Genomic DNA, 26,996 nt, shown 5'->3' with positions numbered 1-26,996 from the left:
ATGATGTATAATCTGTTTTGAAGTTAGGAAATGGTCTAACTCCAATCGGATTGAAAAGGGAAAGAGGTTTTATACCATGAAGAAGTGGTTAGCAGGGCTCGTTACGTCGGCTGCGGTTTTGGGCGCTTTGGCTTTAGCGCCTGCAACTGCCAAGGCGGATACGACAACCAGTACTTCAACGGCAAGTTTCTCAGTTACAGATACGGATCCTAAGAATGCTGATGCTGGCATTTTGGAAATCAAATCAGCACCAAGCTTCGCGTTTGGTGAAGTACCTGGGGCGGATATTTATGGTGGCTTCACCGGCAAAACGGCGGCAGTCACCGGAGATCTAAACATCTCAGATACCCGCTTAGGATCAAATAATTGGACTTTGTTAGCAGCGTTGGCGCCATTTGCAACAACGAGTACGCCAGCAAAGTCATTAACTGGCGCTGAGATCACTTTAGCTGGTGTCGGCACGGCTTGGCCTTCATTTACTGCCACTAAGGTAGCAGATAGTAGCCAACCTGTTAGTCTAGCGACTAGCGATGGGACGACCCATGGCGATTACAGCTATAGCTTCGACGGTAGCGCAAACACTTTGGCCTTGGGTGCTAACCCTAAAGCTATTTTAGCTAAGGGTGACACTTATTCGGCTGGCTTGACATGGACCCTGACTTCAAATGGCCCAATGGCACCGACCGCAACACCAGCAAGCTGATTCTTTAAGCTTGTTTAAGCCCAGATACCTACGCATCTGGGCTTTACATAACAATAAATCGGTCTAAATGAAGTTGATTTAGATCGGCGCTTTGATCAATCGTGAGACTGGGGGGAATCATGATGAATGCGGAGAAGTGGCTCAAGCACAAATGGTATTGGTTGATTCTATTAAGCTGTTGTTGGTTCTTTTTGGGAGGTCGAACACGACCGGTCCAAGCCGCGGATACGGGCTCGGATTTTACTATCGTCCCCGATTTTGGTTCGGGGCAAACAGATGATCAATTGGCCTATTATTCCTTGAAAACACAACCGGGACAACAATATCCGTTGACAGTGACAGTCAGTAACTTAAGTCCCACAGAAGAACTGGCTTTTACGGTTCAATTGGTCGCGGCCACGACGACTGATCAAGGTGAGATCAATTATACCCCAGCGACAACCGCACCGGATAAAAGCGCTGCGGTATTATTACCGGCACTGGCCGATGATCAAGCCACTACGCGAACGATCACACTAGCGCCGGCTAGCAAGCAACAGGTCACTTTTGACTTGACCATGCCTCAAGCGCCGCTTAAAGGGACTGTTTTAGGCAGTGTTTATGTTCAACGAAAAACCACTTCTGGCACGAGTCAGGGCCAGTTAGGTATCAAGAATCAATTCGCGATGGCCTTACCGGTGATGCTTGTTCAAGCTGGTCAGACTGGCCTGGCACCACAACTGGCGTTGACAGCGATCAAGCCAAAAGCAACCGGGGGCGTTGCAACGTTGATCGCCAGTATTCATAATTCTGCGCCGGTGCTTTTTGGGCAGATCGCCCTTGATGCGCGCGTGTACCGTGCTGGAGCTAAGCAAGTCCTCTTTGAACAAACGGATCATAATTACAAAATGGCACCTAACTCAACACTGGATTATCATATCAATACAGCTGGAAAAAGTTTGGCGCCGGGGCACTATCAGTTAAAAATCAAGTTGACCTCGGGGGCAAGTGTCTTTAATTTAGAAAGGCGTTTCACGATCAAGAAAACCACGGCGGCGGCCACCGATCGGCAATTGATCCAGAAACGAACGCACTACCCTTGGCTACTCTGGCTACTGATCGGGTTCGGCGTGATCACCTTAGGGGCGCTGGTCTTTATCTGGCATAAAATGAGAGAGATCAAATCACGACTTAAACATTAGCTTGGTAAAATCTGATGTAAGGAGGTCGGATTATGAGAAAGCAGATAAAGAGAAAGTTAGCGTTGTTAGTGACGGTTACTTTTATTGGCAATAGTTTACTGCTGACGCTCCCGCTACAAACTATTGCCAATGTGCCAGTCGCTGCGGCGACAACTGCGGATCAGGCAAGCAAAACGGCGCCGGTAGCGGCAGTTGCAAATGATCCAACTCAATCAGCAGACGCTCCCCTGGCTTCTGGAACAACGGCAGCAAAGGCAAGTACCACAAGTGCAGTAGCGAGTTCGCCGACCAGTTCAAGCGCAGTGACGAGAACAGATCCAACTACCGCGGCGGCTGTAACTGATTCGGGCACCCCGACGCCAGCAAGCGCCAGTAGTGTTCTTCCGCCAACTGCGGCAGATGGGGTCTATCAACCAAGTATTGCTGGTCTGAGTGTTTTGAATTTCCCAGTACGCGCCGGATTCGTCCAACAGCCGATCAGTGAACAATATCAGACTGTCGGCAGTGACATCGATCTTGCCGTCAAAGTGACTGGTTTGGATCTTAATATTTTTACCAAACCTAAGGTACTGTTGACGCAATGGACCTTGGCGACTGATGGGACGACATGGAAAAGCAATACCAACGCTGGTAGCTATAACACGACCTCGGGGACTTTAAGCAACACCTATGCGGCCAATATCGGTTTTGGGCCGAGTTATAGTCAACAATTACCAGTAGGGACTTACTACTTTCAAATGCGAGTCAGTTTCAATTCAGGTTATTATTATTCCGATTTGGCTAAGGTCGTGGTCATGGCAGAACCAGTTCCTGCCTCAGCAATCTCAGTCGATACGGAGGCAACGGTCGTTTTACCTGACTTGAGTTATGGCGTTACGGCGGTGCTCACTCCGGACGACTCAACTGATTCAGTCGCGTGGTCAACGAATGGACCCGTTAGTTTTGGCACGATGACCGGCCGTTCAACAACCTTTCAGATCGACAGTAGCGCCTTGGCCGATCAAGTGAATACTGATCCCAATTATCCTGGTGTTCCTATGACGATCGCCGCGACAGCAAACGGATTGAAATCGACCTCGATGGTTTATGCTGGTGGCCTGAAAGCTCAGGAGTTGCCCTTAGATACGGTACGTAAGTATGGACTGGACTGGCCCATAGCGGGTCTAGATAAACTTTACGCGGATTTCTATACGCCCAGTGATCAGAGCAATTCGGGTTTGGCAAGTAGCACTTACCAATGGTCGTATTACACTAAGAATAGTAACGGAACATATACTAGCTCAGCTTTTCCTAGTGATGTCCAAAATAGTAGCGGGAGCTTCACGAATCCAGATGATCTGGATCAGGCGCAGATGTTGACGATCCCCGGGAACAGTAGTTTTGTGACTGCGGCCGCAGCGGCAACAACGGCAGGCACGCCGTATTATGTGGGCTTGACCATGACCCTTAATTTTACGGGTGGTTCGTCTGTCACGATCCCGACTAATCGGGCCCAACTGTCGATCACACCGGCTGCCAATGCGCTGAGTTTGGTCCAAGTGCCGAACTTTGATTTTGGCGCGATCACAGGAGCTGACTTGTATCAGGGTGATTTGGCAACTGGCGTCACTTCAGTCAATCAAAATGATGACTTCTTGGAAGTTGCGGACACGCGGACCGGAACCAACGCTTGGCAGTTACAAGCACAAATGAGTCCGCTTTTGGATCAAGGACAACAGGCCGTAACAGCAGCGGTGATCAAGATCAGCGGTCTTTCGAATGATTCCGGTGTCGAGTTGCGCCAAAATCAAGTCGTTACGGTTGAGGATTCTAGCCATAATACTGCAGGGTTGGTCCAGGTCAAAGGACGTTTGTCTTTTGGCGCCAATCCCCGAATTCGGTTGAGTACAGGGCAAAGATTCAGTAGTACGATCAATTGGACTTTGACCAGTGACGCGCCTCAACCTGCCGCTCTTTCTCAATAGTGTGTCCCCCAAGGATAGGACCTGTTAATGAATCCCCAGACAGGTCCTATTTTTAGCAGAGGCGCTTTGGCATGAGCGCCTGCTGATCGCGGTCAGTAAAGTGACGCTATTTTCAAAATCGACATTGGCCAAGGGTCAGTTACCTAGCTAAGACATTGCTAGTTAGACCGTCATTTCTGTGTTATAATTAAACACGCTATGTGCTTTTAGCTGCGAGTGAGTGTGCTCGTGGCCAATATTCGCAAGAAGGACGAGGAAGAAAAGATGACAGAAGCAATCGATCTACGAGCGGGAATGACCTTTGTCAAAGACGGCAAATTGATCAAAGTTATTGAAAGCAATCATCATAAGCCAGGTAAGGGCAATACGGTGATGCAGGTTAAATTATACGATGTTCGCGGCGGTGGGACTGTTCAAACGACCATGCGTCCGAACGAAAAAATCGAATTAGCGATCATGGAAAACAAAGAGGCTCAATATCTGTATACACAAGATACGTTGGCTTATTTCATGGACATGACGACCTATGAGCAATACGAGATCCCGACAGATTCGATCGAGCATGAATTGAATTATTTGCTTGAAAACGCGACAGTACAGATCGAGTTTTACGGCAGTGAGATCATCGGGATCACTTTGCCAGGAACGGTCGATTTGACTGTCACGGAAACGCAACCTTCGATCAAGGGTGGTTCTGTGACCGGAAGTGGCAAGCCAGCTACATTGGAAACGGGCTTGATCGTCAATGTACCTGACTTTATCTCTGCTGGCGATGTGATCACGGTCAACACTGATACCAATACTTACAAAGGCCGCGCCGCTAAATAGGGCGGGGACTAGCAAATATAAAAAGCATTCAGCCAGTTAGGTTGAACGCTTTTTTGTTTGCTAGAAGATTTTAAGACGACTCAAAGGCCAGTACCTTAATTTGACGATGCCATTGATAGCTGATTTTTTGATGAAACCGATTTTGCGGCTGTCTTTGGAGATAGGGCGGTTGTCACCCATCACAAAATAACTATCAGCCGGGACTGTCTTTCGTCCCAGTTTTTGTTGGAGTGTGAAATCTTCTTGAAAAGAAAATCCATTGCCAGGATCATATTCTTTTAAGTAGGGTTCACTGAGTTGTTTGCCGTTAACATAAACGTGACCACTTTTCGCGCTGACGGTATCACCGGGAAGCCCAATCACCCGTTTGATGTAAAGACTACCAGGCTCATCTGGCGCTTCCAAAACGACCACATCGCCTCGCTTGATCTTGCTGATCCGTGACGTGATCAAGCGATCGCCATCATAAAAAGTTGGTTGCATCGAGGGACCGGAAACCACATCTTTAGCCAAAACATACGTAAAAACCAATTTAACACCAGTGAAGATCACGGCTGCTAAGATAATGACTTCGAGAAGCCATTTCCAAAAGCTTTCTTGCTTTTCTTCGGGTTGTTGTTGCTTTACCTGTTCATCCATGAGTGCCTGCCCCTAAATTTTGATATAAAGCCTGATCTAACCAAATCTACTATACTCTCTATTGTCTAATTTTCAGGGGCCAATTGCAAATATTTAGCTAATTTTAGATAATGGTATCATGACTATTTTTCTTGATTTTAGAAATAATTGAGGTAGCACTGAGAAGCGACCCGAACGAAGGGTGCTTTTGAAACGATTGCTAGGTTAATGCTCAAAGTCAAATCGTTGTGCTCCGCACTTTGATTTTGAAACGTGCTCACCACCCCAGTGCTTTCCGCTTAGCTACGTAACTGTTCCGGGAGCTAAAATCGGCTCCCAAAACAGTTACTAGGCTAAATGCTCAAGCACTGACCGGGGTGGTTCGCACTTTGATTTTGAAAAATTGGGGGCAATTTGGGATAATTCTAGTCATTGGCGTTGGTTTCAACTATAATAAGAGTGTTGAAACCATTTTTGAATTTTAAAAGTTAAATTGGAGGAACAAATGGTAGCTAGAGCTAATAATCGTCACGCCATGCGACTGATCGCTTTAAACGGTAATTTTGATTTGGCTGAAGCCGTGGCTGAGTCTGTGGGGACACCACTGTTGACCACCTCTGTTAAGCATTTTGCGGATGGTGAGATCCAAATCAATATTGATGAAACTGTTCGTGGCGATGATATTTTCGTGATCCAATCTGTTAATGATCCGGTCAACGAGAACTTTATGGAATTAATGATCATGCTAGACGCGTTACGCCGCGCCAGCGCGCACACGATCAATGTGGTACTGCCTTACTTTGCCTATTCACGGGCGGATCGTAAGACTCGTTCGCGGGAGCCGATCACCGCTAAGTTGGTCTCGAATCTGATCGAGATCGGCGGCGCGGATCGAGTCGTCGCTTTGGATCTGCACGCGGATCAGATCCAAGGTTTCTTTGATATCCCGGTTGATCATTTGCAGGGTTTACCGATCTTAGCCGATTATTTTATTAGTAAACGTCTGGGCGGCCCCGACGATCTAGTCGTGGTGGCGCCAGACCATAATTCCACTAAACGCGCGCGTGCTTTGGCAGAGACTTTCAATTGTCCGATCGCGATCGTGGATAAACGCGACAGTGATCCTAGCGTCGATCCCTTGGATATTATTGGCGATGTCGATGGTCGGATCTGTATCATCGCGGATGATTTGATCGACACGGCTAATCGAATGGTTTGGTCGGCTAACTCGTTGAAGGCGGCAGGCGCTAAAGAAGTTTACGGATGTGCGACTCATGCGATCTTTTCTAAAGGTGCGACTGAGAAGCTACAAGAGTCGGTCATCAAAGAGGTTGTTGTGACAGATTCGATCCGTATTCCTGAAGAGAAACGCTTCCCTAAATTGGTCAGTCTTTCGGTTGCTGATCTTTTTGCTCGGGCGATCGAAAAAATCTACAATAACCAATCGATCCATTCACTTTTTGTTCCTGGAGAAAAATAAGCAACATCGATCGGTTGCTCTATTGCGACACAAAAAATGTGGTCAATTGCCTTTGTTGGGCAAATCGATCACATTTTTTTGTGGCTGTAAAGCGAGTCTAACTAGTCAGCGCAAACGGTATAGCGTTGTTGCTGATGCTCCGGTTCTTCGATCTCATCAAGCATCGCGATCGCGTAATCGGCCATGCTGATCTCACTTTTACCATACTTACCTAAAAGGAGTTGCTCTTGACCGACTTTATAACGACCGGTGCGAGCCCCATTAAGCAGAAAGTCCTTTGAAGGGCTCAAATAAGTCCAACGCACGTTCTTGGCATTGCGTAAATAATCGAGCGCGGCGCTCATATTGGCTGCAGTGGCTTTGAAATCTACAGGGAAGTCATCTGTTTCATAGAGTTTAGTTTGCAACTTATTGTCAACATAAAGACTACCAGCGCCGCCAACGACTAAGAGACGGGTCTCTGTGTTTTGTAAAATATTGACCAGATGTTTCATGGCGGCAACGTGAAGATTTTCTTCGTTTTCAGGCGCATTGTATGAATCAACTAAAACATCAAAAGTTGTAATGTCTTCACGAGTCAGATTGAATAAGTCCTTTTGTAAATAAGTCAGGCCAGGAACTGCTTCCTCGGGAACATTGCGAACGATGCCAACGACATCGTGCTTTCGTCGTAATGCTTCATTGGTGATGAAGCGGCCGACGTGACCGGTGGCACCAATAATTCCTATTTTCATAATGATTGACTTCCTATTCATTTAATTTTTGATAGCGGTTACATCACACCTATTATGATAGGCGAATTTCTATAGATTTACAAGAGGAACTTGACACTTATTGTGGAGCAATCTGGGTAGCATTTGGCAAAAATATTCACGCGCTTATGTCAAAAGTCATCAGTCGTGGTATGCTGAAAGCAAGCAAATTTACGCTGGATCATGATCGCACTTAGGCCGGAGAAAAAAGTTGTTTTTGCCAAGTTTGCCGATCTCGATGATTTAGGCAATAATGAAATTAAATGGCCAAGGATTCAAAAAAAGGAGGGCGCAACGTGACGACCAAGAAACAGTTCAGCTCGCGCTATCAGCAGATCGCGGCTGATTTGGCGCGCCAGATCTGGGAGAACAAGTATCCCGTGGGAACGAAACTCCACGCGCGTTCTGCCGTGGCGGCGGTCTATGGTGTTTCACCTGAGACGGCGCGTAAGGCGATCAGTATTTTGGCCGACCTCGGGATCGTGGAAGCGAAACACGGCAGTGGCTTTTTCGTGGCTTCCAGTGAACGAGCAGGCGAATTCGTGACGCAATACCAAGAGGTCGCATCTTTGCGTGATCTTAAAGGTGAAGTATTGACCAGTGTGGCCCAACAAAAAGCGGAATTGACTCATTTTTCGCAATTGCTGGATCAGTTGATCGACCAAACAAATCGGGTCCAACAAGCCAACCCTTTGGCACCTTTTGAGTTAGTCTTGACGGCGAAGGCGCAACACTTAGATGAAACCATCGGCGCGTTGAAAATTTGGCAAAATACGGGCGCGACGATCGTGGCCTTGCGACATAAGACGACCTTACAAGTTTCGCCAGGGCCGTATGCGAAACTTAGCGTTGATGATTGCCTTTATTTTGTGGGTAATGAACTGGTTTTTCAGCGAATGACCCATTATTTCTATCCAGAATCAAGATTATCAGTAAGCAGGTGAGGGTACAGTGAAACATGCAACAGAACAAGCGCTTTTTCTTAATTTGGTGATGGTGACCAAGGGTGACCAAGTTTTAGTTGAAAATCGCGTAAAAAAAGATTGGCCAGGACTTACTTTCCCCGGCGGGCACGTTGAACCAAATGAGCCCTTCTACGATGCGGCCGTTCGCGAGATCCAAGAGGAGACGGGCTTGCTCGTCCGTGATCTACGCTTGGTCGGCCTGTGCCAGTACCCGGATCTGACTGCCGCTGGCGTGAAATTCCGCCGGGTGATCTATTTTTATCGGACCGATAATTTTAAGGGTGAATTGAAGTCCAGCCGCGAAGGCGATGTTTTCTGGCTGGATCAAAGTGAGCTAAAGCAACATCGTTTGGCGGGATCATTAGCCGATTTCTTGCAAGTATTTGAACGGCCGGAACTGTCTGAAGTGGTTTATTTAGATGAGGACAGCGCGGCTTTATTCCGTTAATGGCGCTCTGACTGGAGAAATATGTCAGAGACTTTGACTAGCGTGATCGGATCATTGTAGTCAGCCACGGTGCCAAATCACAATTTTAGGAACGCGTCATTCGTTGATCAAGTCAATGATGACGCGCTTTTTGATTCATAAACGTGACTGAGCTGAAATCACAAAGTTTTACAAAAGTGACCACACTATGATACGATAGTATGGCCACTTTTTTGATGACTAGAAAAAAGGGGGAATTTGGTGCCAATCGTTACCGTAAAAAATTTAAGTAAAGTCTTTGGCAAGAAAACGAAAGCTGCCATGAAAATGATGGCAGCTGGCCGTTCCAAAACAGAAATTTTAAAGAAAACTGGTTCGACCGTTGGGGTTTATCAGGCTGATTTTTCTGTAGAAGCTGGGGAGATCTTTGTGATCATGGGACTTTCAGGCTCAGGCAAATCAACTTTGATCCGTTTACTGAATCGCTTGATCGAGCCTACCAGTGGTCATATCTACTTAGAAGGCGTCGATATCAACGCGATGGACAAGAAACAATTACGCGCAGTCCGACGTCATAAAATGGATATGGTTTTTCAGAATTTTGGATTATTACCCAACCGAACGGTTCAACAAAATGTTGAGTTTGGTTTAGAGATCCGTGGGGTCATTCCAGCCGAGCGTGCGCAAGCCGCGCAAAAAGCCTTGGCGGAGATGTCATTAACGCCGTTTGCGGATCAATATCCGGAACAATTATCGGGTGGGATGCAACAGCGGGTCGGGTTGGCGCGGGCTTTGGCCAATGATCCTGATATTCTTTTGATGGATGAGGCCTTTTCCGCATTGGATCCCTTGATTCGCCGAGAAATGCAAGATGAATTGATCGATCTCCAAGCCAATTTACAGAAAACGATTATTTTTATCACTCACGATTTAAACGAAGCGTTACGGATCGGCGATCGGATCGCGGTCATGCGTGATGGCCAGATCCAACAGATCGGCACAGGTGAGGAGATCCTGACGCATCCAGCCAACGATTATGTGCGAACTTTTACGCAGGATGTGGACTACACCAAGGTTTTGACGGCACGGAATATCATGATTCCGGCAGTGACGATCAATTTAGCAATCGACGGGCCAAAAATGGCATTGCGGCGCATGCGGCATGAAGAAACTTCAATGTTGATCGCCATTGATAAACAACGTCGTTTGCAAGGTGTGATCACCGCAGATGGGGCATTGTCCGCTTTAAAAAACGGACAGCCATTAATTGATTATTTGCGTCAGGATATCCCTAAAATCAGTTCGGACACCATCGCTAACGAGATCTTCAATGTCATCTATGCCGCGGATACACCAGTAGCTGTGGTTGATGAACAAAATAAATTGCTCGGAGTAGTGATCCGGGGTAGTGTGCTGGAGGCCTTGGCAGACACCGAGACCACAGCTGAGTCACCAGCGGATCCAGTAGCAATCACCAGCGGATCAGCAACCGTCAAAACAGACGCGCACGACAATACGACGGCAACGCCAGAGAAGGGAGTCTAGCTAATGGATCAACTCACAATTACAGCAATCTCAAAATTACCAGTCGCCAATTGGGTCGAAAGTTTCACCGATTGGTTGACCAAAGCCGGCAGTGCTTTCTTTGATCAGATCCAAACGGGCGGTCAAGGGATGATGAATGCCTTGACGCAAGGCTTGCTGGCGATACCGATTCCAGTTTTTATTGGATTATTGACCATCGCGGCTTTTTTTGTTAGTGGGCGTCGCTGGAGTTTGCCGACGTTCACCTTAGTGGGGACCCTGTTTATTTGGAATCAAGGCTTGTGGTCGAATCTGATGAATACGGTCACCCTGGTCCTGTTCGCCAGCTTGGTCTCGATCCTGATCGGGGTACCGTTGGGGATCTGGATGGCCAAAAGCGATACGATGCAAACGATTCAGAAACCCTTGTTAGATTTCATGCAAACCATGCCGGGGTTCGTTTATCTGATCCCGGCGGTGGCCTTCTTCGGTATCGGCGTCGTACCCGGTGTGGTCGCTTCAGTGATTTTCGCCTTACCGCCAACAGTACGCATGACCAATCTGGGTATTCGTCAAGTTGACGGTGAATTAGTCGAAGCGGCCGATTCATTTGGCAGTACTGGCTGGCAGAAGCTTTTCAAAGTGGAACTGCCATTGGCTAAAAGTACGATCATGGCCGGAATCAACCAAACCACCATGTTGGCCTTATCAATGGTCGTGATCGCGTCAATGATCGGCGCGCCGGGCTTAGGTCGCGGCGTTTTATCAGCATTGCAGCGTGCGCAGGTCGGCAACGGCTTCGTTTATGGGGTTGCTTTGGTGATCCTGGCGATCATCGTGGACCGCTTCACTCAAAGTCTTAATCGGCCACGTAAGCTCAGTGAAGACCGACAAACGAAGAAAAAACGTCGTCGTTTCAACTTGAGTTTAGTCACTGCCATGTTAGTGATCGCAGTGGGTTCCGCAATCACGACTCAGCGATCCGCCGCCAGCAGTAGTCGCGGCACCGTGAAGTTAAGTTATGTCCAATGGGATACAGAGGTCGCTTCCACCAATGTGATCGGAGAAGTTCTGCGCCAAATGGGCTATCAAGTCGAGCTGACACCATTAGACAACGCGATCATGTGGCAATCCATGGCGAAAGGCGAGTCTGACGGGATGGTTTCCGCCTGGCTACCCAACACTCACGGCGCTCAATATCAGAAATATCGCACGCAAGTGGACAATCTAGGCGCCAATTTGACCGGCGCGAAAATCGGGCTAGTCGTTCCCATCTACATGAAAGTCAACAGCATCAGTGAGCTGACTGATCAAGCGGATCAGACAATCACAGGCATCGAGCCTGGCGCAGGCGTCGTCACCGCCACCGATCGCGCCTTGAAAAAATATCCCAATCTGGCCAATTGGTCTGTGGCTACCTCCTCCACCGGCGCGATGACCGTCGCGTTACAAAAGGCGATCAAAGCCAAACAGCCGATTGTGATCACCGGCTGGTCCCCACATTGGTTATTCGCTAAGTACGACCTGAAATATCTGGCCGACCCGCAACAGGTAATGGGTCAAGGCGAAACCATCAACACGATCGTGCGTAAGGACTTGAAACAAGATCAACCCGAAGTTTATCGGGTCCTGGATAACTTCCACTGGTCCGTCAAAGATATGCAAAGCGTGATGCTAGCAATCAATCGGGGCATGAGCCCAGAAAAAGCCGCGCAAAAGTGGATCAAGGCACATCCCAAACAAGTCAAGGCTTGGCAAGTCAAGTAACTGTTTTGCTAAATAATCCCCCTACTGATTTTAGGTAAGGGGATTATTTTGTTGCTGTCAAAGTGGTTTTGCCAGCTAGAGCCTAAAACAATTGCTGGGCTAATGCTCAGAAGCTGCCCAGGTCGGTTTACACTCGAAACGTGCTGCACACAACTGACTTCTGCGCTTAACTACTTCAGGCTTCTGGAAGCGAAACCCGCTTCCAAAATCCTGACTAGGTTAATGCTCAAAGTCAACCCGTTGTGTTCCGCACTCTGTCGTTGGTGGGCTGTTTGCTAGCTGGCGGAAGGTCGGACTGGGGGTGAGTCAGCCGCGATATTATTGTTGGCGATTTATCGCCTACAATAAGGCCGAGCTTGAAGATTTTCGGCGGGTTTCCGAAAAGCTTCAAGTCGTGCCCGCAGCGTTCCACCACCCCCAGCCCGACCTGGAGCCCCACCACACCTACCTACCACCAACATTACGAGTGCTCAACCAACTTTAGAACAAACAATATCGGTTTAATTCAAGTAGGCTAGATCACTGGCGGTGGTTGGATACAGATACAGTGGCGCGTGACCTTGAGCCAGCCGATCCGCGAAATGATTGATCAGTTCGTCGGCCAATGCGGACAGCACACTGACGCCGACCACTTGCCCCACCATATCTTTGACCAACAATACCTTGGCGTTTTTATCTTGGATTCGATTATAAGTGTACCAGCTGCCCACATCCATCTCCGTCACTTGGAAATGGAGGGTGTCTTTTTGCGCCTCGTTAACTGAAACGCCGATCTGGGCCAGCTTTTCCGTGCCGAAAACAATGGTCGGGATCAGCGGATAATCAATGGCGTCGTCCCGCAAGCCTAAGAGTTGGTCAGCCAAATAGTCACCTTCGAAACTAGCAACGGGTGTCAATTTCGGCAAAGTTCGTTTGACCACATCACCGATGGCATAAACTTCAGGAAGGCTGGTTTGTAGATGGTCATTGACGGCGACACCGTGAACATCGGCGTTGATGCCGACTTGGTCCAGTCCCAAGGCATCGATATTGGGTTGGCGACCAGTAGCGTTGATGATCAGGTCGGCATCGAAGTCACCGGCGCTGGTTTGCAGTTGCAAGCCGGTGGCGGTTTTTTGGACGGCTTGGGGTTCGGCGCCTAAGTGGACCTGGATACCTGCAGCGGTCATTTGTTGGATCAGGCTAGCGACCAGCATTTGTGGGAACTGTTTCAGCGGCCGCTGATTGTGGTGGATCAGCGTGACCTGTGCGCCTGCTGTGGCGGCGATATTGGCCAATTCGAAACTGATATAACCGCCACCAATAAAAATAATCCGCTGCGGCAATTGGTCGAGGTCGAGAAAGTCCCGACTTGTTTTAAGCAATTCGGCGCCGGGGATCTGGAGTTGATGCGGCCGCTGACCGGTGGCAATCACGATATGGTTGCCGTGGTATTGATGATGGTCGACTTCCAGAATATCGGCGGCGATAAATTTAGCGGTGCCATGAACCGTAGTCACGCCAACGTTTCTCAACTCGGCTTCCGTGGCTGTTGGGACTTGTTCGGTGTAACTGCGCTTGAACGCCATTAAGTCAGGCCAGTTGATCTTTGGCGCGGAGGCTAGGCCGTGACCTTGGAGCCGCTGCGCTTGTTGGCGCACTTCGATCCCGCTATACAACATCTTTTTCGCGTCACAACCTTGATTGGGGCAGGTGCCGCCAAAGAGATCGTTTTCAACGACCAAGACTTTCTGGGTGCTGGCCAGGCGATAAGCCAAAGCGTTACCGGCAGGGCCGGCACCAATAATAATTGTTTGATAATCTGCCATCAGAATCTTCCTTTCAGCAAAAAAAACAGGGCGGAATCCCCAATATTCCCAATAATCAATGAAACTTACAGGTCAATGATAGCACCATGGCGCAACGAACCGAAATAATCGAACCGCGGAGCGCCGCCATCTGTGATCTGCGGGGAAAACAATTTCACGGCAAGTCATTTGGTCAGTCAAACGGGCTACCGGATCTAGTTTCTACTATATAAAGCTGTCGTTTAGCCGGCTATTTTGGAGATTCAACAGATTTCAGCGAGTGAGCTTGCGCTAGAAGCGAAATACCAATAACTCTTGCATAATCACGATCACAAAAAACTTACGAAAGTAAGTCTACAGACCTATTGCGATTATTTTTTCTTTAGGGTAAAATCATATTCTATTGTCAAAAACGATTGGGGGTAAATGAATGAAAACATTTATGCGATATTTGAAACGTTATCGTAGTGATGCGTTATGGGCAACACTGGCGGTGGCGGTGATCGCGTTCGTCACTTTGTGGCAACCGCATCTTTTGCAAGATATGCTGGCGGCGATCTTGAAGAAAGATGATCAGACGATCAATCAGTTGGGGATCCAATTGATTGGTTTGACGATCTTGGGCATCATTGCCAGTGTTTTTAACACAATTTTCTCGGCGCGTGCGGCTCAAGGCGTTGCCGCGGATATGCGTGAAGATGGTTATCGCCAGATCCAGAAATTCTCGTTTGAAGATATCGAGAAATTCTCGGCGGCGAATTTGGTCGTGCGCTTGACCAATGATGTTAACCATGTGCAGTACGTGGTGATGTCCGTGTTGCAACAGATCACGCGGATTCCGATTCTCTTCATTGGTTCGCTGATCCTGGCGATCATCACGTTGCCCAAGCTGTGGTGGGTCATTGTTTTAATGATGGTCCTGATCGGCTTGGTCAGTGTCTTCGCCTTTGCGCGCATGGGCAAGTATTTCATGAAAATGCAGACGATCCTTGACCGGAACAATATGTTAGCGCGGGAAAACCTAATGGGGATCCGTGTGGTCAAGTCCTTCGTTCAAGAGAAGAGTCAGATTGCTAAATTCTCGGAATCTTCAGATGAGATGACCGACACCACGATCCATATCGGTAATCTGTTTTCTATTCTGATGCCCGCTTTCTTCTTAGTGGGGAATCTGGCTGTGGCCGGTTCGATCATGTTGGTTGGGCAAATGGTCACCTCTGATCCCGGCGCGTTAACGGCCGTGACCGCGTTTGTCAGTTATTTGATGCAGATCCTTTTCGCGATCGTTAATGCGGGGTTCATGATGACTGGGGTCTCCCAGGCGCTTGTTTCCCTGAACCGGTTGCAAGAAATCTATGATACCCAGCCAAGCCTCACATTCCCAGAAGTACCTGATGAAAACTTATCAGGCGCGATTGAATTCAATGATGTGACTTTCACTTATCCAGGTGATGAGAAACCGACTTTGCAAGATATTAGTTTTTCCGTGAAACCGGGTGAAATGATTGGGATCGTCGGCGCGACTGGTTCGGGTAAATCGACGCTGGCGCAATTGATTCCACGGTTATTCGATCCGGAAAAGGGTTCGATCGAGGTCGGCGGTAAGGACGTGCGCACGGTCAATGAACATTCATTGCGGCAAGCAGTTTCCTTTGTGTTACAGCGGTCAACTTTATTCTCCGGAACGATTGCTCAGAATTTGCGCCAAGGGAAGCCGGAAGCGACGACGACAGATATGAGCTGGGCAGCGAATATCGCCCAATCTTCCGAATTTATCGAACGATTGGATAAACGCTATGACGCGCCAGTTGAAGAACGTTCGGCGAACTTTTCTGGTGGACAGAAGCAGCGGTTATCGATCACCCGAGGCGTGATCAGTCAACCTGATATTTTGATCATGGATGATTCGACCAGCGCTTTGGACGCCCGTTCAGAGAAGCTGGTCCAAGAGGCGTTGGCCAAGGAATTAAGCCACACCACCACCGTGATCATTGCTGAAAAAATCGCCTCGATCATCAAGGCCGACCGGATCCTCGTGTTGGATCATGGTCAATTGGTCGGCATGGGGACCCATCACGAATTAGTTCGTAACAACCCAACTTATCAGGAAATCTATCGGACGCAAAAGGCGTTAGAGGAGGCGTAAGATGAGTGATTTAAAAGGTGCGGGTAAGTTTTTTGCCCATTATCTCCGTAAATATTGGCTCGGTTTGTTGGTCGTTTTAGGTTTAACGATCGTCGCGACCTATTTACAGGTCAAAGCGCCTGTGTTCATGGGTGACGCAATCAGTGATCTGGCCAAATATCTCCAAGTTTGGTCCAATCCAGCAACTCGCGCGCAGGCTTCAAAGGCGGCGTTCAACAGCGCCTTGATCAAATTGATGTGGTTTTACATTTTCAACGCGGTGGCGATGTTGATCAGTTCCTTGATCATTTCGCAGATCGCCGGGCGTTCTACGGGCACGATGCGGATCGGTCTGTTTCGTAAAATGCAACGGATGCGGGTCAGCTATTTTGACACTCACTCGGACGGGGATATTTTGGCCCGTTATACGTCAGATCTGGATAATATTTTCAACGCGATGAACCAAGCGCTCTTTGAGATTTTCTCCAGTATCACCTTGTTTATCGGGATGATCATCATGATGTTCCGACAGAATGTGACCTTGGCCTGGGTCACCGTGGCGTCAACGCCGGTGGCCGTGATTTTGGCGGCGATCATTATCGTCAAAGCCCAGAAATATGTCAACGCGCAACAAGACGATATTGGTAAGCTGAATGGCTATATCAACGAACAGATCACGGGACAGAAAGTGATCATCACCAATGGTCTGCAGAAGGACTCGATCGCTGGATTTATGAAACACAACGCCAAGGTCAAGAAATCGACGTTGCGCGGTCAGATCTGGTCAGGGATCTTGTTCCCGCTGATGCAAGGGATGTCGCTGTTCAATACGGCGCTGGTGATTTTTGTCGGTTCAAGTTTAGTGATGAATCAGCAAATGTCCGTCGCGGCTGGATTGGGCCTTGTGGTGATCTTCGTTCAGTACGCGCAACAATATTATCAACCGATCATTTCCCTGACATCCCTGTACACCATGATCCAATTGGCGATCACGGGCGCGCGCCGGATCAATGAAGTGCGGGAACAACCTGATGAAGTCAACCCCGCCCACGGTCAGGAATTAACGACGATCGACCAGGGGATCCAGTTAAAGGATGTCCATTTCAGTTATCAACCAGGAAAAGAGATCCTCCATGGGGTCGATATCAATGTGGATCCCGGCCAGATGGTCGCGTTAGTCGGCCCAACTGGCTCAGGCAAGACCACGGTAATGAACCTGCTGAACCGGTTCTATGATCTTGATTCAGGACAAATCACCTTTGATGGTACAGAAATCAAGGAAATGGATCTGTTCTCCTTACGGGAAAATGTCGGGATCGTTCTGCAAGATCCGCAACTTTTCTCCGGGACGATCGGCGAGAACATTAAATTCGGGAAGCCGGATGCCAGTGATGATGAGATGATTGCCGCGGCCCAACAGGCGCGAATCCATGATTTCATCATGACGTTGGATGATGGCTATGACACCATGATCAGCGATGAGAATACGATTTTCTCCGCGGGTCAAAAACAATTGATGTCGATCGCGCGAACGATCATGACCAATCCAAAATTGTTGATTCTGGATGAAGCCACCTCCAATGTGGATACCGTGACTGAGGCGCAGATCCAAGCAGCCATGGACAATGTGATCGCCGGCCGGACCAGTTTCGTGATCGCCCATCGTTTGAAGACCATCCTCAACGCCGATAAAATCGTCGTGCTCCGCGACGGTCAAGTGATCGAAGAAGGCAACCACCAAGCCCTCTTGAAAGAAAACGGCTTCTATGCCGAACTCTACCACAACCAAATGGTCTTTGAATAAGAGCGCGAACTGACCTGGTCAGCTTCAGAGCATTAGCCTAGCAAGGATTTTGGAGGCGGGTCCATGCCTCCGGAAACTTTGCGTAGCTAAGCGGAAGAAGCTAGGTTGGTAAGCGCGTTTCAAAAATCAGAGCGCGAACCGACCTGGACAGCTTCAGAGCATTAGCCTAGCCAGCGTTTTGGCAGCGCACTATGCTTTTCAGACAGACCTTAATTAATAAAAAGTGATTTCATTGCCAACATTTCTCTGGCGATGAAGTCACTTTTTTGTTTGGAAGTCGTTGTGGCGAACACGTATAGTCAACCACCCGTGACTAAAGTCACAGGCTTGTGAGAGCATCGCCTAACGGCGACACGACCACAATTTGCTTAGATACAGCCATCGCCTGCAAGCAGGTCTTACGTGCTAATTACCAAAGCCTTTAGAGTCCGCAGGTTGCCAGACGGACTGTGATTCTTAGTTAAAGGCTAAGCCTTTAGCCAAGATATTTTTAGCAGCGTTGTGATCACGGATGTGGTACGTGCCACAGTATGGACACGTCCATTTACGATCGGCAAGCGTTAGTTTCTGTTCACCCATTAATACAAAGCCACAATCACTACATGTTTGAGTGGTGTTTCTCGGGTTAACGGTCACAAGTTTGCGCCCGTACAAAGCCGCTTTGTAAGTAAGCATTCCTAGGAAAGTACGCCATCCAACGTCGGCAATGCTCATCGCTAAAGCATGATTGCGTAACATGTTCTTACTTCTCAATTCCTCTGCCACTACCAGATCGTGGTTCTTGATCAGTGCAGTGGACACAAGGTGTAGAAAAGCATTGCGGCGGTTAGTCACCTCCCGTTGCAAGTTAGCAATGAGCACCCGTTGCTTTTGGTAGTTCTTGGCATCACGAAGTGGACGATGCTCTTTCTTGGCTCGAAGCGCACGTCGTGCTAGTTTACGCTGTTGCTGGGCTAACTTACCTCTGATTGCACGATAATAGCGGGGATTGGCAACGACGTTGCCGTCAGAGTCCGTCAGAAAGTTTTCTGTGTTGAGATCAATGCCAATCGCTGATTGGATTGCTTTGCCGGTGCTAACGAATGGTGTGTTTGAGCCAAGCTGCATCGACAAGTAGTAACGATCAGTGGCGTCACGGCGTACCGTAACCGTGCCAATGCGGATGTCCTTCATGTGGCTGAACAGACGCTTTTGTGATCCTGATACACGAATTTTCCCTAGTCCACTGATTGTGACATGATTTTGGTCAAGGAAACGGTTAGAACCATTCATTAAACCGGCCCCTAGTTTTGTATAACGGGTCGGAAGCTGATAGCTGCCGTCAGCACGTTTGCGGTGGAACACTGGGACACCTGAGCGATGTACCTGGCGGAACAAGCGCCACGCAGACTGATAAGCCCGTCGGGCCTGATCGATCACGTCGGTACCAATACCTGTACCTGCAAGCCAAGGGTGGATTGCAAATAACATTTGGGTGTTGTTCTTGCGGCGATTCAAGTAAGCAATTCGATCTTGAACAATACTAATTGGTGTTTTAACGTGACTCAATGCGAAAAGTTCTTTGTCGATCGCGACCATTTCGTTGTAAGCAAACCGGCTGGCATTAATGTTGTTGTCGATGGTTCGCTTTTGTTTTGTGGATGGAAAGATCCGCACTTTCAATCCATAATGATAAGCCAAGTCTGCCATTTTCTGTGCCATGATTTTTCACCTCCTTATGTTCTATTATATACCCTTTGGTGCTGTATTTATAGTATAATACAGCTTTGAGTAAAGAAATGGAGGCAATACCTATGGTATCGGAAAATGTAATCAAAGAGCGCGGCTACGTATACAGCTTTCACTACCACCTTGTGTGGGTCACCAAATATCGCCGACCAATTTTTGATACACCGCAGTATGTGGCGGAAATGCTTGAGATCCTAAAAACCACTGCAATTGATAACGAGATCACGATTGAACAAGCAGAGGTCATGTCGGATCATGTGCACCTGCTTTTGAGCTTCAAGCCCAAGTATGCGCCCGCAACTGTTGTCAAGATCTTAAAGGGTGCATCAGCTCGGACATGGTTCACAGCTCATCCTGAGACCAAGAAACTCCTCTGGGGTGGACATTTGTGGTCGCCAAGCTATTACATGGGGACACTCGGCAACATGTCAAAAGAGACGGTTGCCAACTATATTCAAAATCAGAGAACAGAAAGGGGTAAGGCGGGACGACCAAGCAAGAAAGCTAACTAGCGTTAGCAAGTGCAGGCTTTCCTCCTCTGACTAAAGTTAGAGGTTTCCCGCCCAAAATTGTAATGAAAGATGAATATCTAGAAATGGGCGATCGAATGACAAAGAGGAAAAGTTTGACGCAGGCGAAAGTGCTAGCAGTCACGGAAAGCTTGATCGAAGAAAAGGGTTTGACGGAATTGACCTTGCGGGATGTCGCAGACGCGTTGTCGATCCGACCGCAATCTGTCTATAATTATGTGACTAGTCTGGCCGAGTTGCTGGATTTGGTCGGTGCGGAATTTGTTAATGAAGTGACGGCAACAGTGGTTCAGGAATTGGTTGGTGTTTCAGGTAAAGAGGCATTATTAGTCTTTGCTCATGAATTTAGACAGGCCACACGGGGCCATGCGGAATTAGCTCCAGTTTTATTGGATCTGAATAACCGTCAAAGTCCGCAAACCCACACGGCCTTGAATAGGCTTTATCACAGTGTTTTCAGACCTTTGCAACTGGAGAACGACGATGTTTGCGCGGGGACAACATTATATCGGTCCGCGTTATTTGGCTTTGTCGTTCAGGAAACTGGCGGATTTTTTGCTAGTTTGACCTCAGACGAGATCGACCAACGCTTCGATCAAGTCATGCTTTTGGCGGTCGCCACGGTCGTGTCCGAATAACCGACAGAACCCTCGTTTGACAATAATGCTTGCTGAGCGGTTTTCTATTTTTGAATTTATAATGAATTTCCTTTGATCCAATCTTGCAAAAACGTCACATAAGTCTTACAAAACATTCATATCTCGATCATTTTTTTCATAGGCGTTTCAAATCCTTACCTTATTATGAATAAGTAAGTTTTTTGAAGGAGCTGGATGAAAAAAGTGAAAAGGCATCGAGTAGTAGTGAGAATAGCAAGTTTGTTGGCAATGACCAGTATTTTAGTTGTGTTGGGTGGCTGTCAAACGCAAGCAAGCGCTGATGAAGAGACGGAAACGCCATTGACCAAGGAACAGATCATTGAAAATCTCGGTACGAAACTGGTCACGACTCGAGCTGACGATCAAACCGAAGCGAATAAGACCTATCAGGCAGCTTTAGCAAATGCTGAATATACCGTGGCTCAACCTTATATCAAAGTAAATCCCTATGAAACATCACCGCTGACTGCTTTGGTGATTTTCACCACAGCTGAAAAAGCCAAAGTGTCTTACACCGTTGTTGGAAAATCAGCAGGAACATCGATCACCAATACGGTTAACGGTGGTTATCAAACGCAACATCAGGTGCCCGTCGTTGGTCTTTATGCAGGCAACAATACAGTCAACATAACGGTCACCAGCGAAAGCGGCGCCACGACCACGCAGAAATTGACGATCACCACCAGTACGACCTTACCGAAATATATCAAGTCAACGAAGATCACGGTCACAAAAAATGATAAGAAAAAAATGGCGATCGGTGATAATCAATTGACCTTCCTAGTGCGGACCACAAAAGAATCATTCGCCGTTGATGCTGATGGCGCTGTTCGTTGGTACTCAACTTACTATGTTCAGCACATGTTACAGCCGATCAGCAATGGTCACATTTTGATGTTGACGAAAGAAAGCCAAAGTGGCGATACTTACAATGACCTCTTGGAAACAGACTATTTGGGTCGCATTTATAAGGAATATTTGTTTGATACGAAGACGGGTAATAGTGAGCAGGCTGGTGATGATAAGACAGTGATCCATCATGATATCATCGAGTTACCAAACCATGATTTGTTGGCAACAGTCAGTGATGGCTCAAAGTATGTCGAAGATACCATGGCCGTGATCTCGCATACTACTGGTAAAGTCAAGCAGATCATCGATTTGAAACGGATCCTACCTGAAGCGATGTATCAATCGTATAAAGAATCAGACGCAGGTACTGTTGATTGGTTCCACCAAAATGCGGTCTGGTATGATAAAACGGATCAGAGTATTTTGATCTCCGGTCGAAATCAGGATATGATCTTGAAAATGGATCTGAAAACAACCAACCTAAAATGGATCTATTCAGGTAAGAAAAAGTCGACTTGGCCAACGAAATATCAAAAATTATTGTTAAGTCCAACGGCAGGCACCAGTGTTCTTGGTGGTCAGCATGGGATCAATCTGCTAGAAGATGAGAATGGTGATCCTAGTAGTGAGGATATCCTGCTTTACAATAATAATATCAACGTGACTAACGGCGACAAGGACACCAGTGGTAAATATTCTGAAGGGGTCCAATACCATATCGACACGGAGAAAATGACGATCACGGAAACTTGGTCCTACGGGAAATCGCTCGGTAAGGCGAACTTTACTCCGGCGATCGGTTACACCCAGAAGTTGAGCAATGGCAATTATTTGATCGACTTCGGTTGGAAGAGTAATGCCACTGAAAGTAATATTATCGAGGTCGATGGACAGGAACAGGTCTATAATCTGACCGTCTCCAACCCATCATCGAAGGCCTATGTTTATCGAGCCTATCGCTTGGCGACCTATGATGAGGATTATTTATTCGATGTTACAAATTAAAAAAATGGCGCGCAAGGAGCTAATAATTGCTTAATGCTAAAGAAACGTCACTGCGGGAGAGTGGCGTTTTTTGCATTTAGCCTAACCAAGATAAAATCAGAATTTATCCAGCCGATAAATTGCAGGTTGAGACTTTAGACGGATTGCTAAATAATGAGAGCAAGATTACAATTGCTTTATAATATGAGATTAGTGCTTAACTGTTTTTTTGAAGGGTGGAGTTAGCATGGCTATTAAAATTTTTAGCAGTGCGGGAAAACGTAAGGAACATCAGCAAGCTTACACTGCGAGCGATGATGATTGGGACGATCAGGAAACTGCAAGCAAATTCGGAACCAAGGTTGCTCAGGCGCGGCATGAAGCGGAGTCTGAAATTGCCGAAGAGGCGCAAGATCGTGCCCAAATGCGAGCCGATGCTGCGGCTGAGACCGCAGAAGTAAAACGGGCAGCGGCTGCCATGATCAAAGAGGCTGAAGCAGAAATTGCCCAAGCTGGCGTCGGTATCGAAAAAGCACAGCGCAAAGCTGCGGCAGCACTACGGGAAGCAGAAGCCAGTGTCCGTCAAGCCGAGGCAGAAGTCCCCAAGGCCCAAGAAAGCCTTCGCTTGGCCCAGGAAAATGTGATCAGAGCGCGTGAGTATGTCGAAAAAGTCAAGACCGACGCTGCTCGAGAAGCGCTAAGTGACGCTGAGGACGCTGTGGTTGATGCTCAAGATAATGTTGATGAGGCGCAAGCGGACTTGGAAGAAGCGCAAGATGACGTTGTTGAAGTTCGTGAAGATGGCCAAGAAGAGATCACTGATGCCCAAGAAGAGCTACAAGATGCCCAAGAAGAACTAACCGAAGCCCAGAAAGAAGCGGCGACGGATATTGAAGCAGCTGAAGCTGAGGAGCAGGAAACTCAATCTGATAGTTTCGGTAGCCATCAAGATTATGACAGTCCAGCAGAGGCTCGTCTCGGGATAAAATTGTTGCGGTTCACGCAACGAATGGTAGATGTTCGGTCATTTTTCAACGCCAATGAGCGCGCGAAAGGCGAAAGCGATAAGGCTGAGATCGAACACGAGATCCAGCAGGCCCAGCGAGCATTAAGTGGATTTGAGCAACAAAAGGATCAGACCGAATCTGCGCAAGGAAAAGATCAAACTAAGACGGATCAAGCTGACACCAAGGCAACCCAGGCTAAGAGCCAACCAGACTGGCATTCTGGCCCAGAGCAAGATGACGATGACTGGAACGACTTTTAGCATGAGTGGGGAGATTCTTGAGTAGTCCCCGCACCAAAAAAAATACCACGATCATTATTGAGCCAGATTGGCCTTAGCGGCTGGTTCAGGCTGGCAATGATCACGGTATTTTTTTTGATTTGCTAGGTTTTGATGTTATTGATCCAGCGACTGTTTTTTCTGCTGGAAGATTTTCGAGGTGAATAGGCGGGTGACTAAAGGCCAAAAATACCAAATGATGATCGGACTGGTGATTAACAAGGGTGTGGTCAGTTCCCCATCGGGCAGATTAACAAAATCAAGGATGATCCAGATGGTGAAGAATGGGACCACGGCGATAAGCAACAAGGGTAAGCGAAACTGATCCAGACTTAGTGAGCGTTGGCGTTGTTCAGCTGACCAATGCTTGAAGCAGTAATTAAGTAACCAAGAGTAAACGCTGATCACGATCAAGTAAAGCAAGAGATGCTGACCGATGAGCAACAGTGGTTGGGAAATTTCATGTTGACTCGAATTACTGTAGCTGCCATAGCCAGTTACGATGAGACTCAGGATCGGAAACCTTCTAGCCGTGTTAGCAATGATGGTAGAAAGGATGTAGATCAAGTCGGCCAGCACGATCAAGCCACCAATTCCGGAAAAAAGGATACCAAACAACGTTGCTATTAGATCCAAGACAGTCGTTGCTAAGATGATCCGGAGCCAAGACCAGGCGATCCCCAATAATAGTTGCGGCTGGTTCAGACCGATCGTGAAAAGGAAACCGCCAGTCAGAAGGAGGACAGCGACGGATGTGGCACTTAAAGTGATCACCAAATTCTGACGTAACAAAGCCCAGCCGATTTTTTGACGGCTATGTCCCGTGCTCATGAGAAAGTCAGTAAAACCAGTGTGACGATCAATGAACGACGTGATCAGAACGAAAAAGAAACTGAGATAACTGATTACAGTCGGTGAGGTAAGCAGAATCGAACCAAAAGGATCAAGAACAAGCATTGTGTCGGAGTGTCGTCGCAGTGTGTTTGAATAAGTAACTTTAATATCGACATCACGCAGATCAGTACCCAATTTGACCAAAAAAATTGCCAAGACGCCGATAAATAGAAAAATTAGCCAACGATGTCGTTTCCAAATTATTTTCTGCAGATTGGTCATGCTAGGACCTTCTTTCTTGTTGAAGTTGACTGATACTCTGCCTTAAAAAGATCGGTCAGTTCCAAGGGCAGTTCTTCGCATAAAACCGGTTCTAGCGCGGCGAGATCAGCGGCTAAACCGTCGTCGTAATTTGTGAAGACTACCTCCAACACACGGCCGCGCACCGTTAAGATCTTACCCTGCTCATAAACCAATGCGGGAATTTGTTGCTGGCGAAAGACCAATTGGAATTTCTTGCTCTGCGTTCGCGTCGCTTCCAAAGCGTAATCATGAGTGATCCTCCCGTGATTCAAGAAAAGTGCACGGTCACAAAGCCCATCCAACTCGTTGAGGTTGTGGGAAGCAATCAAGAAACCGCAGTGGTGTTTCGTACTGTTAGCGATGATCAGACGAACGATCTTATCGCGCACGATCAGATCCAGACCATCAAACGGTTCATCCAAGATCACGAATTCAGTGCGACAACAAATCGCCAATGTGATACAAATGAATGCTTGCTGTCCCTTGGAAAACTCGCGATAGTGTTTATTTCGCTCGATTTGATTACTGAGCCAATATTTCTGTAATTGTTGCTTGTCAAAGTTGGGATAAGCCAGTTGGTAATAGTCACTGATCGCCGTCAAGCGCTCGGATTGAAAGAAAGGGTGCTGCGAATCGACTGCGACTAAATGTTGTCGTAATTCGGGTTTCTCCATCAACCCGACCTCATCCAGAAAAACCGCCCCTAGATCTGGTTGGTAGTAATTGGTTAAACAGTTAAGTAGGGTAGTTTTACCGGCGCCATTACGGCCAACTAGTCCGATGATCTCCTGATCCGTCCAAGAAAAATCGATCTGTTTCAAAATTGGTTGTTGTCTAAACGACTTAGCCAGATTAGTTACATCAAGCTTCATGATTCTCCTCCTCAAATTGTTCAGCTAACCATTGCTCCAACTGCACCTGTTGGATACCCTGAGCGCGAGCAGCAATGATCAAATGACGAAATTGTGCTTTAAATTTAGTGCTGGTACGTTCATCAGCGGTAGTCTGCATCTGACTCACAAATGAGCCCTTGCCCGGTTCGACGTAGATCACCTGTTGTTCTTCTAATAGTTTGTAAGTCTTAGCGACTGTATTGGGATTAAGTTGTTCCTGTAAAGCCATTTCACGGACAGAAGGAAGTTTGTCACTTGGTTGAAGCACACCTTGTAAGACCTGTGTTTTGATTCTGAGCGCTAAACGCTCATAAATTGCCAAGCCAGAATAATTTGGCGCGACCATGCTCATCATCTCCTTGTCTACGTGTACTATTATGCACAGTACACCTTGAAAAAGCAAGTCCTCTTCATGGTTTTTTTTGAACTGATTTTAAAAGTGCGGCTTCTGTATTTACCTGTTCAGCTTGCTTGCGGGTGTAGTTGGTTTTAGTGTGGACGCAACCGCCTCAGGGCGTTTGTCGTGGCTGGAACGCAGTGGACGCTGTTTTGAGCCAATCCGCAAAGTGCGCGGCTTGTCTCAAAATCAGGTCTTTGTCTAAGTGGCAAAGCCACTAAGGCAAATTTCACTGCTGAGCCACACGCCCTGAGGCGGTTGCTAGGCAGGATCGAGCTTATCTGCAATCTAGGTGAAGTAGTTGACGAAGTGCTTTTGCTAGTGTGGCGGACAAAATGCTATCATTTCATTTTGCTAGAAAAGTCCTGTATCTGTTTGACTGGAATTGTTGGTGATCATCAAGTTGCTTGTTACGGTGTGACTATCAGTACGAACTTGTGACGACTAGCCATGGTCGCTAACTGCGGTGAGATTTGTCATTTTACACGAGCAGGCGAGGTATCGTGGCAGCTTAATCTACTTAAAACGATTGAGCGGGCGGAGTGGAGTGTGGCGGGTAAGATCGCCGTGTCGTTATTCTTAGCGGCTTTGCCGCTTAGAATAAGG

General features: G+C 47.5%; 22 protein-coding genes. 15 read left to right on the top strand and 7 right to left on the bottom strand.

Translation table 11 applies throughout. The features are described 5' to 3' along the window. Positions 1–76: 76 nt before the first annotated feature. The 4 genes from OCU21_RS05375 (at position 77) to efp (ending at position 4,676) form a co-directional block, all read left to right on the top strand. Positions 77–703, top strand: a complete 627-nt coding sequence (locus tag OCU21_RS05375) for a WxL domain-containing protein (RefSeq protein ID WP_261806445.1) — start codon at positions 77–79, stop codon at positions 701–703. Between the two features lie 119 nt (positions 704–822). Continuing rightward, the gene (locus OCU21_RS05370; RefSeq protein WP_261806444.1) at positions 823–1,884 is read left to right on the top strand and encodes a WxLIP family cell surface protein; all 1,062 of its coding nucleotides are present in this window, start codon (positions 823–825) and stop codon (positions 1,882–1,884) included. A 32-nt stretch (positions 1,885–1,916) separates the two neighbouring features. Beyond that, positions 1,917–3,848, top strand: coding sequence for a WxL domain-containing protein (locus tag OCU21_RS05365; RefSeq protein WP_261806443.1), 1,932 nt, complete (start codon positions 1,917–1,919; stop codon positions 3,846–3,848). Between the two features lie 264 nt (positions 3,849–4,112). Next, positions 4,113–4,676 (top strand): elongation factor P, encoded by a 564-nt coding sequence (gene efp, locus OCU21_RS05360; protein WP_261806442.1) that lies wholly within the window; start codon positions 4,113–4,115, stop codon positions 4,674–4,676. Between the two features lie 60 nt (positions 4,677–4,736). Here the strand turns inward: efp and lepB are convergent, their stop codons facing one another. Further along, the gene (lepB, locus tag OCU21_RS05355; protein WP_261806441.1) at positions 4,737–5,315 is read right to left on the bottom strand and encodes a signal peptidase I; all 579 of its coding nucleotides are present in this window, start codon (positions 5,313–5,315) and stop codon (positions 4,737–4,739) included. 484 nt (positions 5,316–5,799) lie between these two features. Between lepB and OCU21_RS05350 the strand changes: the two genes are divergently transcribed. Then, positions 5,800–6,774, top strand: coding sequence for a ribose-phosphate diphosphokinase (locus OCU21_RS05350; RefSeq protein ID WP_261806440.1), 975 nt, complete (start codon positions 5,800–5,802; stop codon positions 6,772–6,774). A gap of 101 nt (positions 6,775–6,875) precedes the next feature. Here OCU21_RS05350 and OCU21_RS05345 read toward each other — a convergent pair whose 3' ends face one another. Next, on the bottom strand, positions 6,876–7,508 hold the full coding sequence (locus OCU21_RS05345) for an NAD(P)-dependent oxidoreductase (protein WP_261806439.1): 633 nt from the start codon (positions 7,506–7,508) through the stop codon (positions 6,876–6,878). 281 nt (positions 7,509–7,789) lie between these two features. Between OCU21_RS05345 and OCU21_RS05340 the strand changes: the two genes are divergently transcribed. From OCU21_RS05340 to OCU21_RS05325, 4 genes are all read left to right on the top strand, one after another. After that, on the top strand, positions 7,790–8,470 hold the full coding sequence (locus OCU21_RS05340) for a GntR family transcriptional regulator (RefSeq protein ID WP_373875467.1): 681 nt from the start codon (positions 7,790–7,792) through the stop codon (positions 8,468–8,470). A gap of 7 nt (positions 8,471–8,477) precedes the next feature. Continuing rightward, positions 8,478–8,939 (top strand): 8-oxo-dGTP diphosphatase, encoded by a 462-nt coding sequence (locus tag OCU21_RS05335; RefSeq protein WP_261806437.1) that lies wholly within the window; start codon positions 8,478–8,480, stop codon positions 8,937–8,939. Between the two features lie 300 nt (positions 8,940–9,239). Next, the gene (locus OCU21_RS05330; RefSeq protein ID WP_373875469.1) at positions 9,240–10,463 is read left to right on the top strand and encodes a quaternary amine ABC transporter ATP-binding protein; all 1,224 of its coding nucleotides are present in this window, start codon (positions 9,240–9,242) and stop codon (positions 10,461–10,463) included. Between the two features lie 3 nt (positions 10,464–10,466). Continuing rightward, positions 10,467–12,209 (top strand): ABC transporter permease/substrate binding protein, encoded by a 1,743-nt coding sequence (locus OCU21_RS05325; RefSeq protein ID WP_261806435.1) that lies wholly within the window; start codon positions 10,467–10,469, stop codon positions 12,207–12,209. Positions 12,210–12,709: 500 nt separating this feature from the next. On the opposite strand, the gene OCU21_RS05320 is transcribed toward OCU21_RS05325, so the two are convergent. Beyond that, complete coding sequence (locus OCU21_RS05320) at positions 12,710–14,020, bottom strand: dihydrolipoyl dehydrogenase family protein (protein WP_309297200.1); 1,311 nt, start codon at positions 14,018–14,020, stop codon at positions 12,710–12,712. Positions 14,021–14,426: 406 nt separating this feature from the next. Between OCU21_RS05320 and OCU21_RS05315 the strand changes: the two genes are divergently transcribed. Beyond that, on the top strand, positions 14,427–16,142 hold the full coding sequence (locus tag OCU21_RS05315; RefSeq protein ID WP_261806433.1) for an ABC transporter ATP-binding protein: 1,716 nt from the start codon (positions 14,427–14,429) through the stop codon (positions 16,140–16,142). Position 16,143: 1 nt separating this feature from the next. Continuing rightward, positions 16,144–17,925 carry an ABC transporter ATP-binding protein gene (locus OCU21_RS05310; RefSeq protein ID WP_261806432.1) on the top strand — a complete coding sequence of 594 codons (1,782 nt, stop codon included), beginning with the start codon at positions 16,144–16,146 and terminating at the stop codon, positions 17,923–17,925. A gap of 456 nt (positions 17,926–18,381) precedes the next feature. Here the strand turns inward: OCU21_RS05310 and OCU21_RS05305 are convergent, their stop codons facing one another. Then, positions 18,382–19,626, bottom strand: coding sequence for an RNA-guided endonuclease InsQ/TnpB family protein (locus OCU21_RS05305; RefSeq protein WP_261806431.1), 1,245 nt, complete (start codon positions 19,624–19,626; stop codon positions 18,382–18,384). 77 nt (positions 19,627–19,703) lie between these two features. Here OCU21_RS05305 and tnpA point away from each other — a divergent pair, with 77 nt between their 5' ends. The 4 genes from tnpA (at position 19,704) to OCU21_RS05285 (ending at position 23,945) form a co-directional block, all read left to right on the top strand. After that, positions 19,704–20,165, top strand: a complete 462-nt coding sequence (tnpA, locus tag OCU21_RS05300; RefSeq protein ID WP_373875466.1) for an IS200/IS605 family transposase — start codon at positions 19,704–19,706, stop codon at positions 20,163–20,165. A gap of 95 nt (positions 20,166–20,260) precedes the next feature. Further along, positions 20,261–20,821 carry a TetR/AcrR family transcriptional regulator gene (locus OCU21_RS05295; protein ID WP_261806429.1) on the top strand — a complete coding sequence of 187 codons (561 nt, stop codon included), beginning with the start codon at positions 20,261–20,263 and terminating at the stop codon, positions 20,819–20,821. 195 nt (positions 20,822–21,016) lie between these two features. Next, entirely contained in the window at positions 21,017–22,699 is a 1,683-nt protein-coding gene (locus OCU21_RS05290; RefSeq protein WP_261806428.1) for an aryl-sulfate sulfotransferase, read from the top strand. A 226-nt stretch (positions 22,700–22,925) separates the two neighbouring features. Next, positions 22,926–23,945: a TolC family protein gene (locus OCU21_RS05285; protein WP_261806427.1), complete on the top strand. Its 1,020-nt coding sequence runs from the start codon at positions 22,926–22,928 to the stop codon at positions 23,943–23,945. A gap of 135 nt (positions 23,946–24,080) precedes the next feature. Here the strand turns inward: OCU21_RS05285 and OCU21_RS05280 are convergent, their stop codons facing one another. Genes OCU21_RS05280 through OCU21_RS05270 form a run of 3 tightly spaced genes read right to left on the bottom strand, consistent with a single transcriptional unit; the run spans position 24,081 to position 26,339 of the window. Further along, positions 24,081–25,079: a hypothetical protein gene (locus tag OCU21_RS05280; RefSeq protein ID WP_261806426.1), complete on the bottom strand. Its 999-nt coding sequence runs from the start codon at positions 25,077–25,079 to the stop codon at positions 24,081–24,083. Continuing rightward, positions 25,076–25,972: an ATP-binding cassette domain-containing protein gene (locus tag OCU21_RS05275; RefSeq protein WP_261806425.1), complete on the bottom strand. Its 897-nt coding sequence runs from the start codon at positions 25,970–25,972 to the stop codon at positions 25,076–25,078. Before OCU21_RS05275 ends, OCU21_RS05280 begins: the two co-directional genes overlap by 4 nt. Next, the gene (locus OCU21_RS05270; protein ID WP_261806424.1) at positions 25,962–26,339 is read right to left on the bottom strand and encodes a GntR family transcriptional regulator; all 378 of its coding nucleotides are present in this window, start codon (positions 26,337–26,339) and stop codon (positions 25,962–25,964) included. The genes OCU21_RS05275 and OCU21_RS05270 overlap by 11 nt, the downstream gene beginning before the upstream one ends. Positions 26,340–26,996: the final 657 nt, after the last annotated feature.

It is taken from the genome of Lapidilactobacillus luobeiensis (assembly GCF_024345205.1).
Classification (GTDB): domain Bacteria; phylum Bacillota; class Bacilli; order Lactobacillales; family Lactobacillaceae; genus Lapidilactobacillus; species Lapidilactobacillus luobeiensis.
The sequence above is the reverse complement of the archived record's forward strand: the minus strand, read 5'-3'. Positions and strand labels throughout refer to the sequence as shown.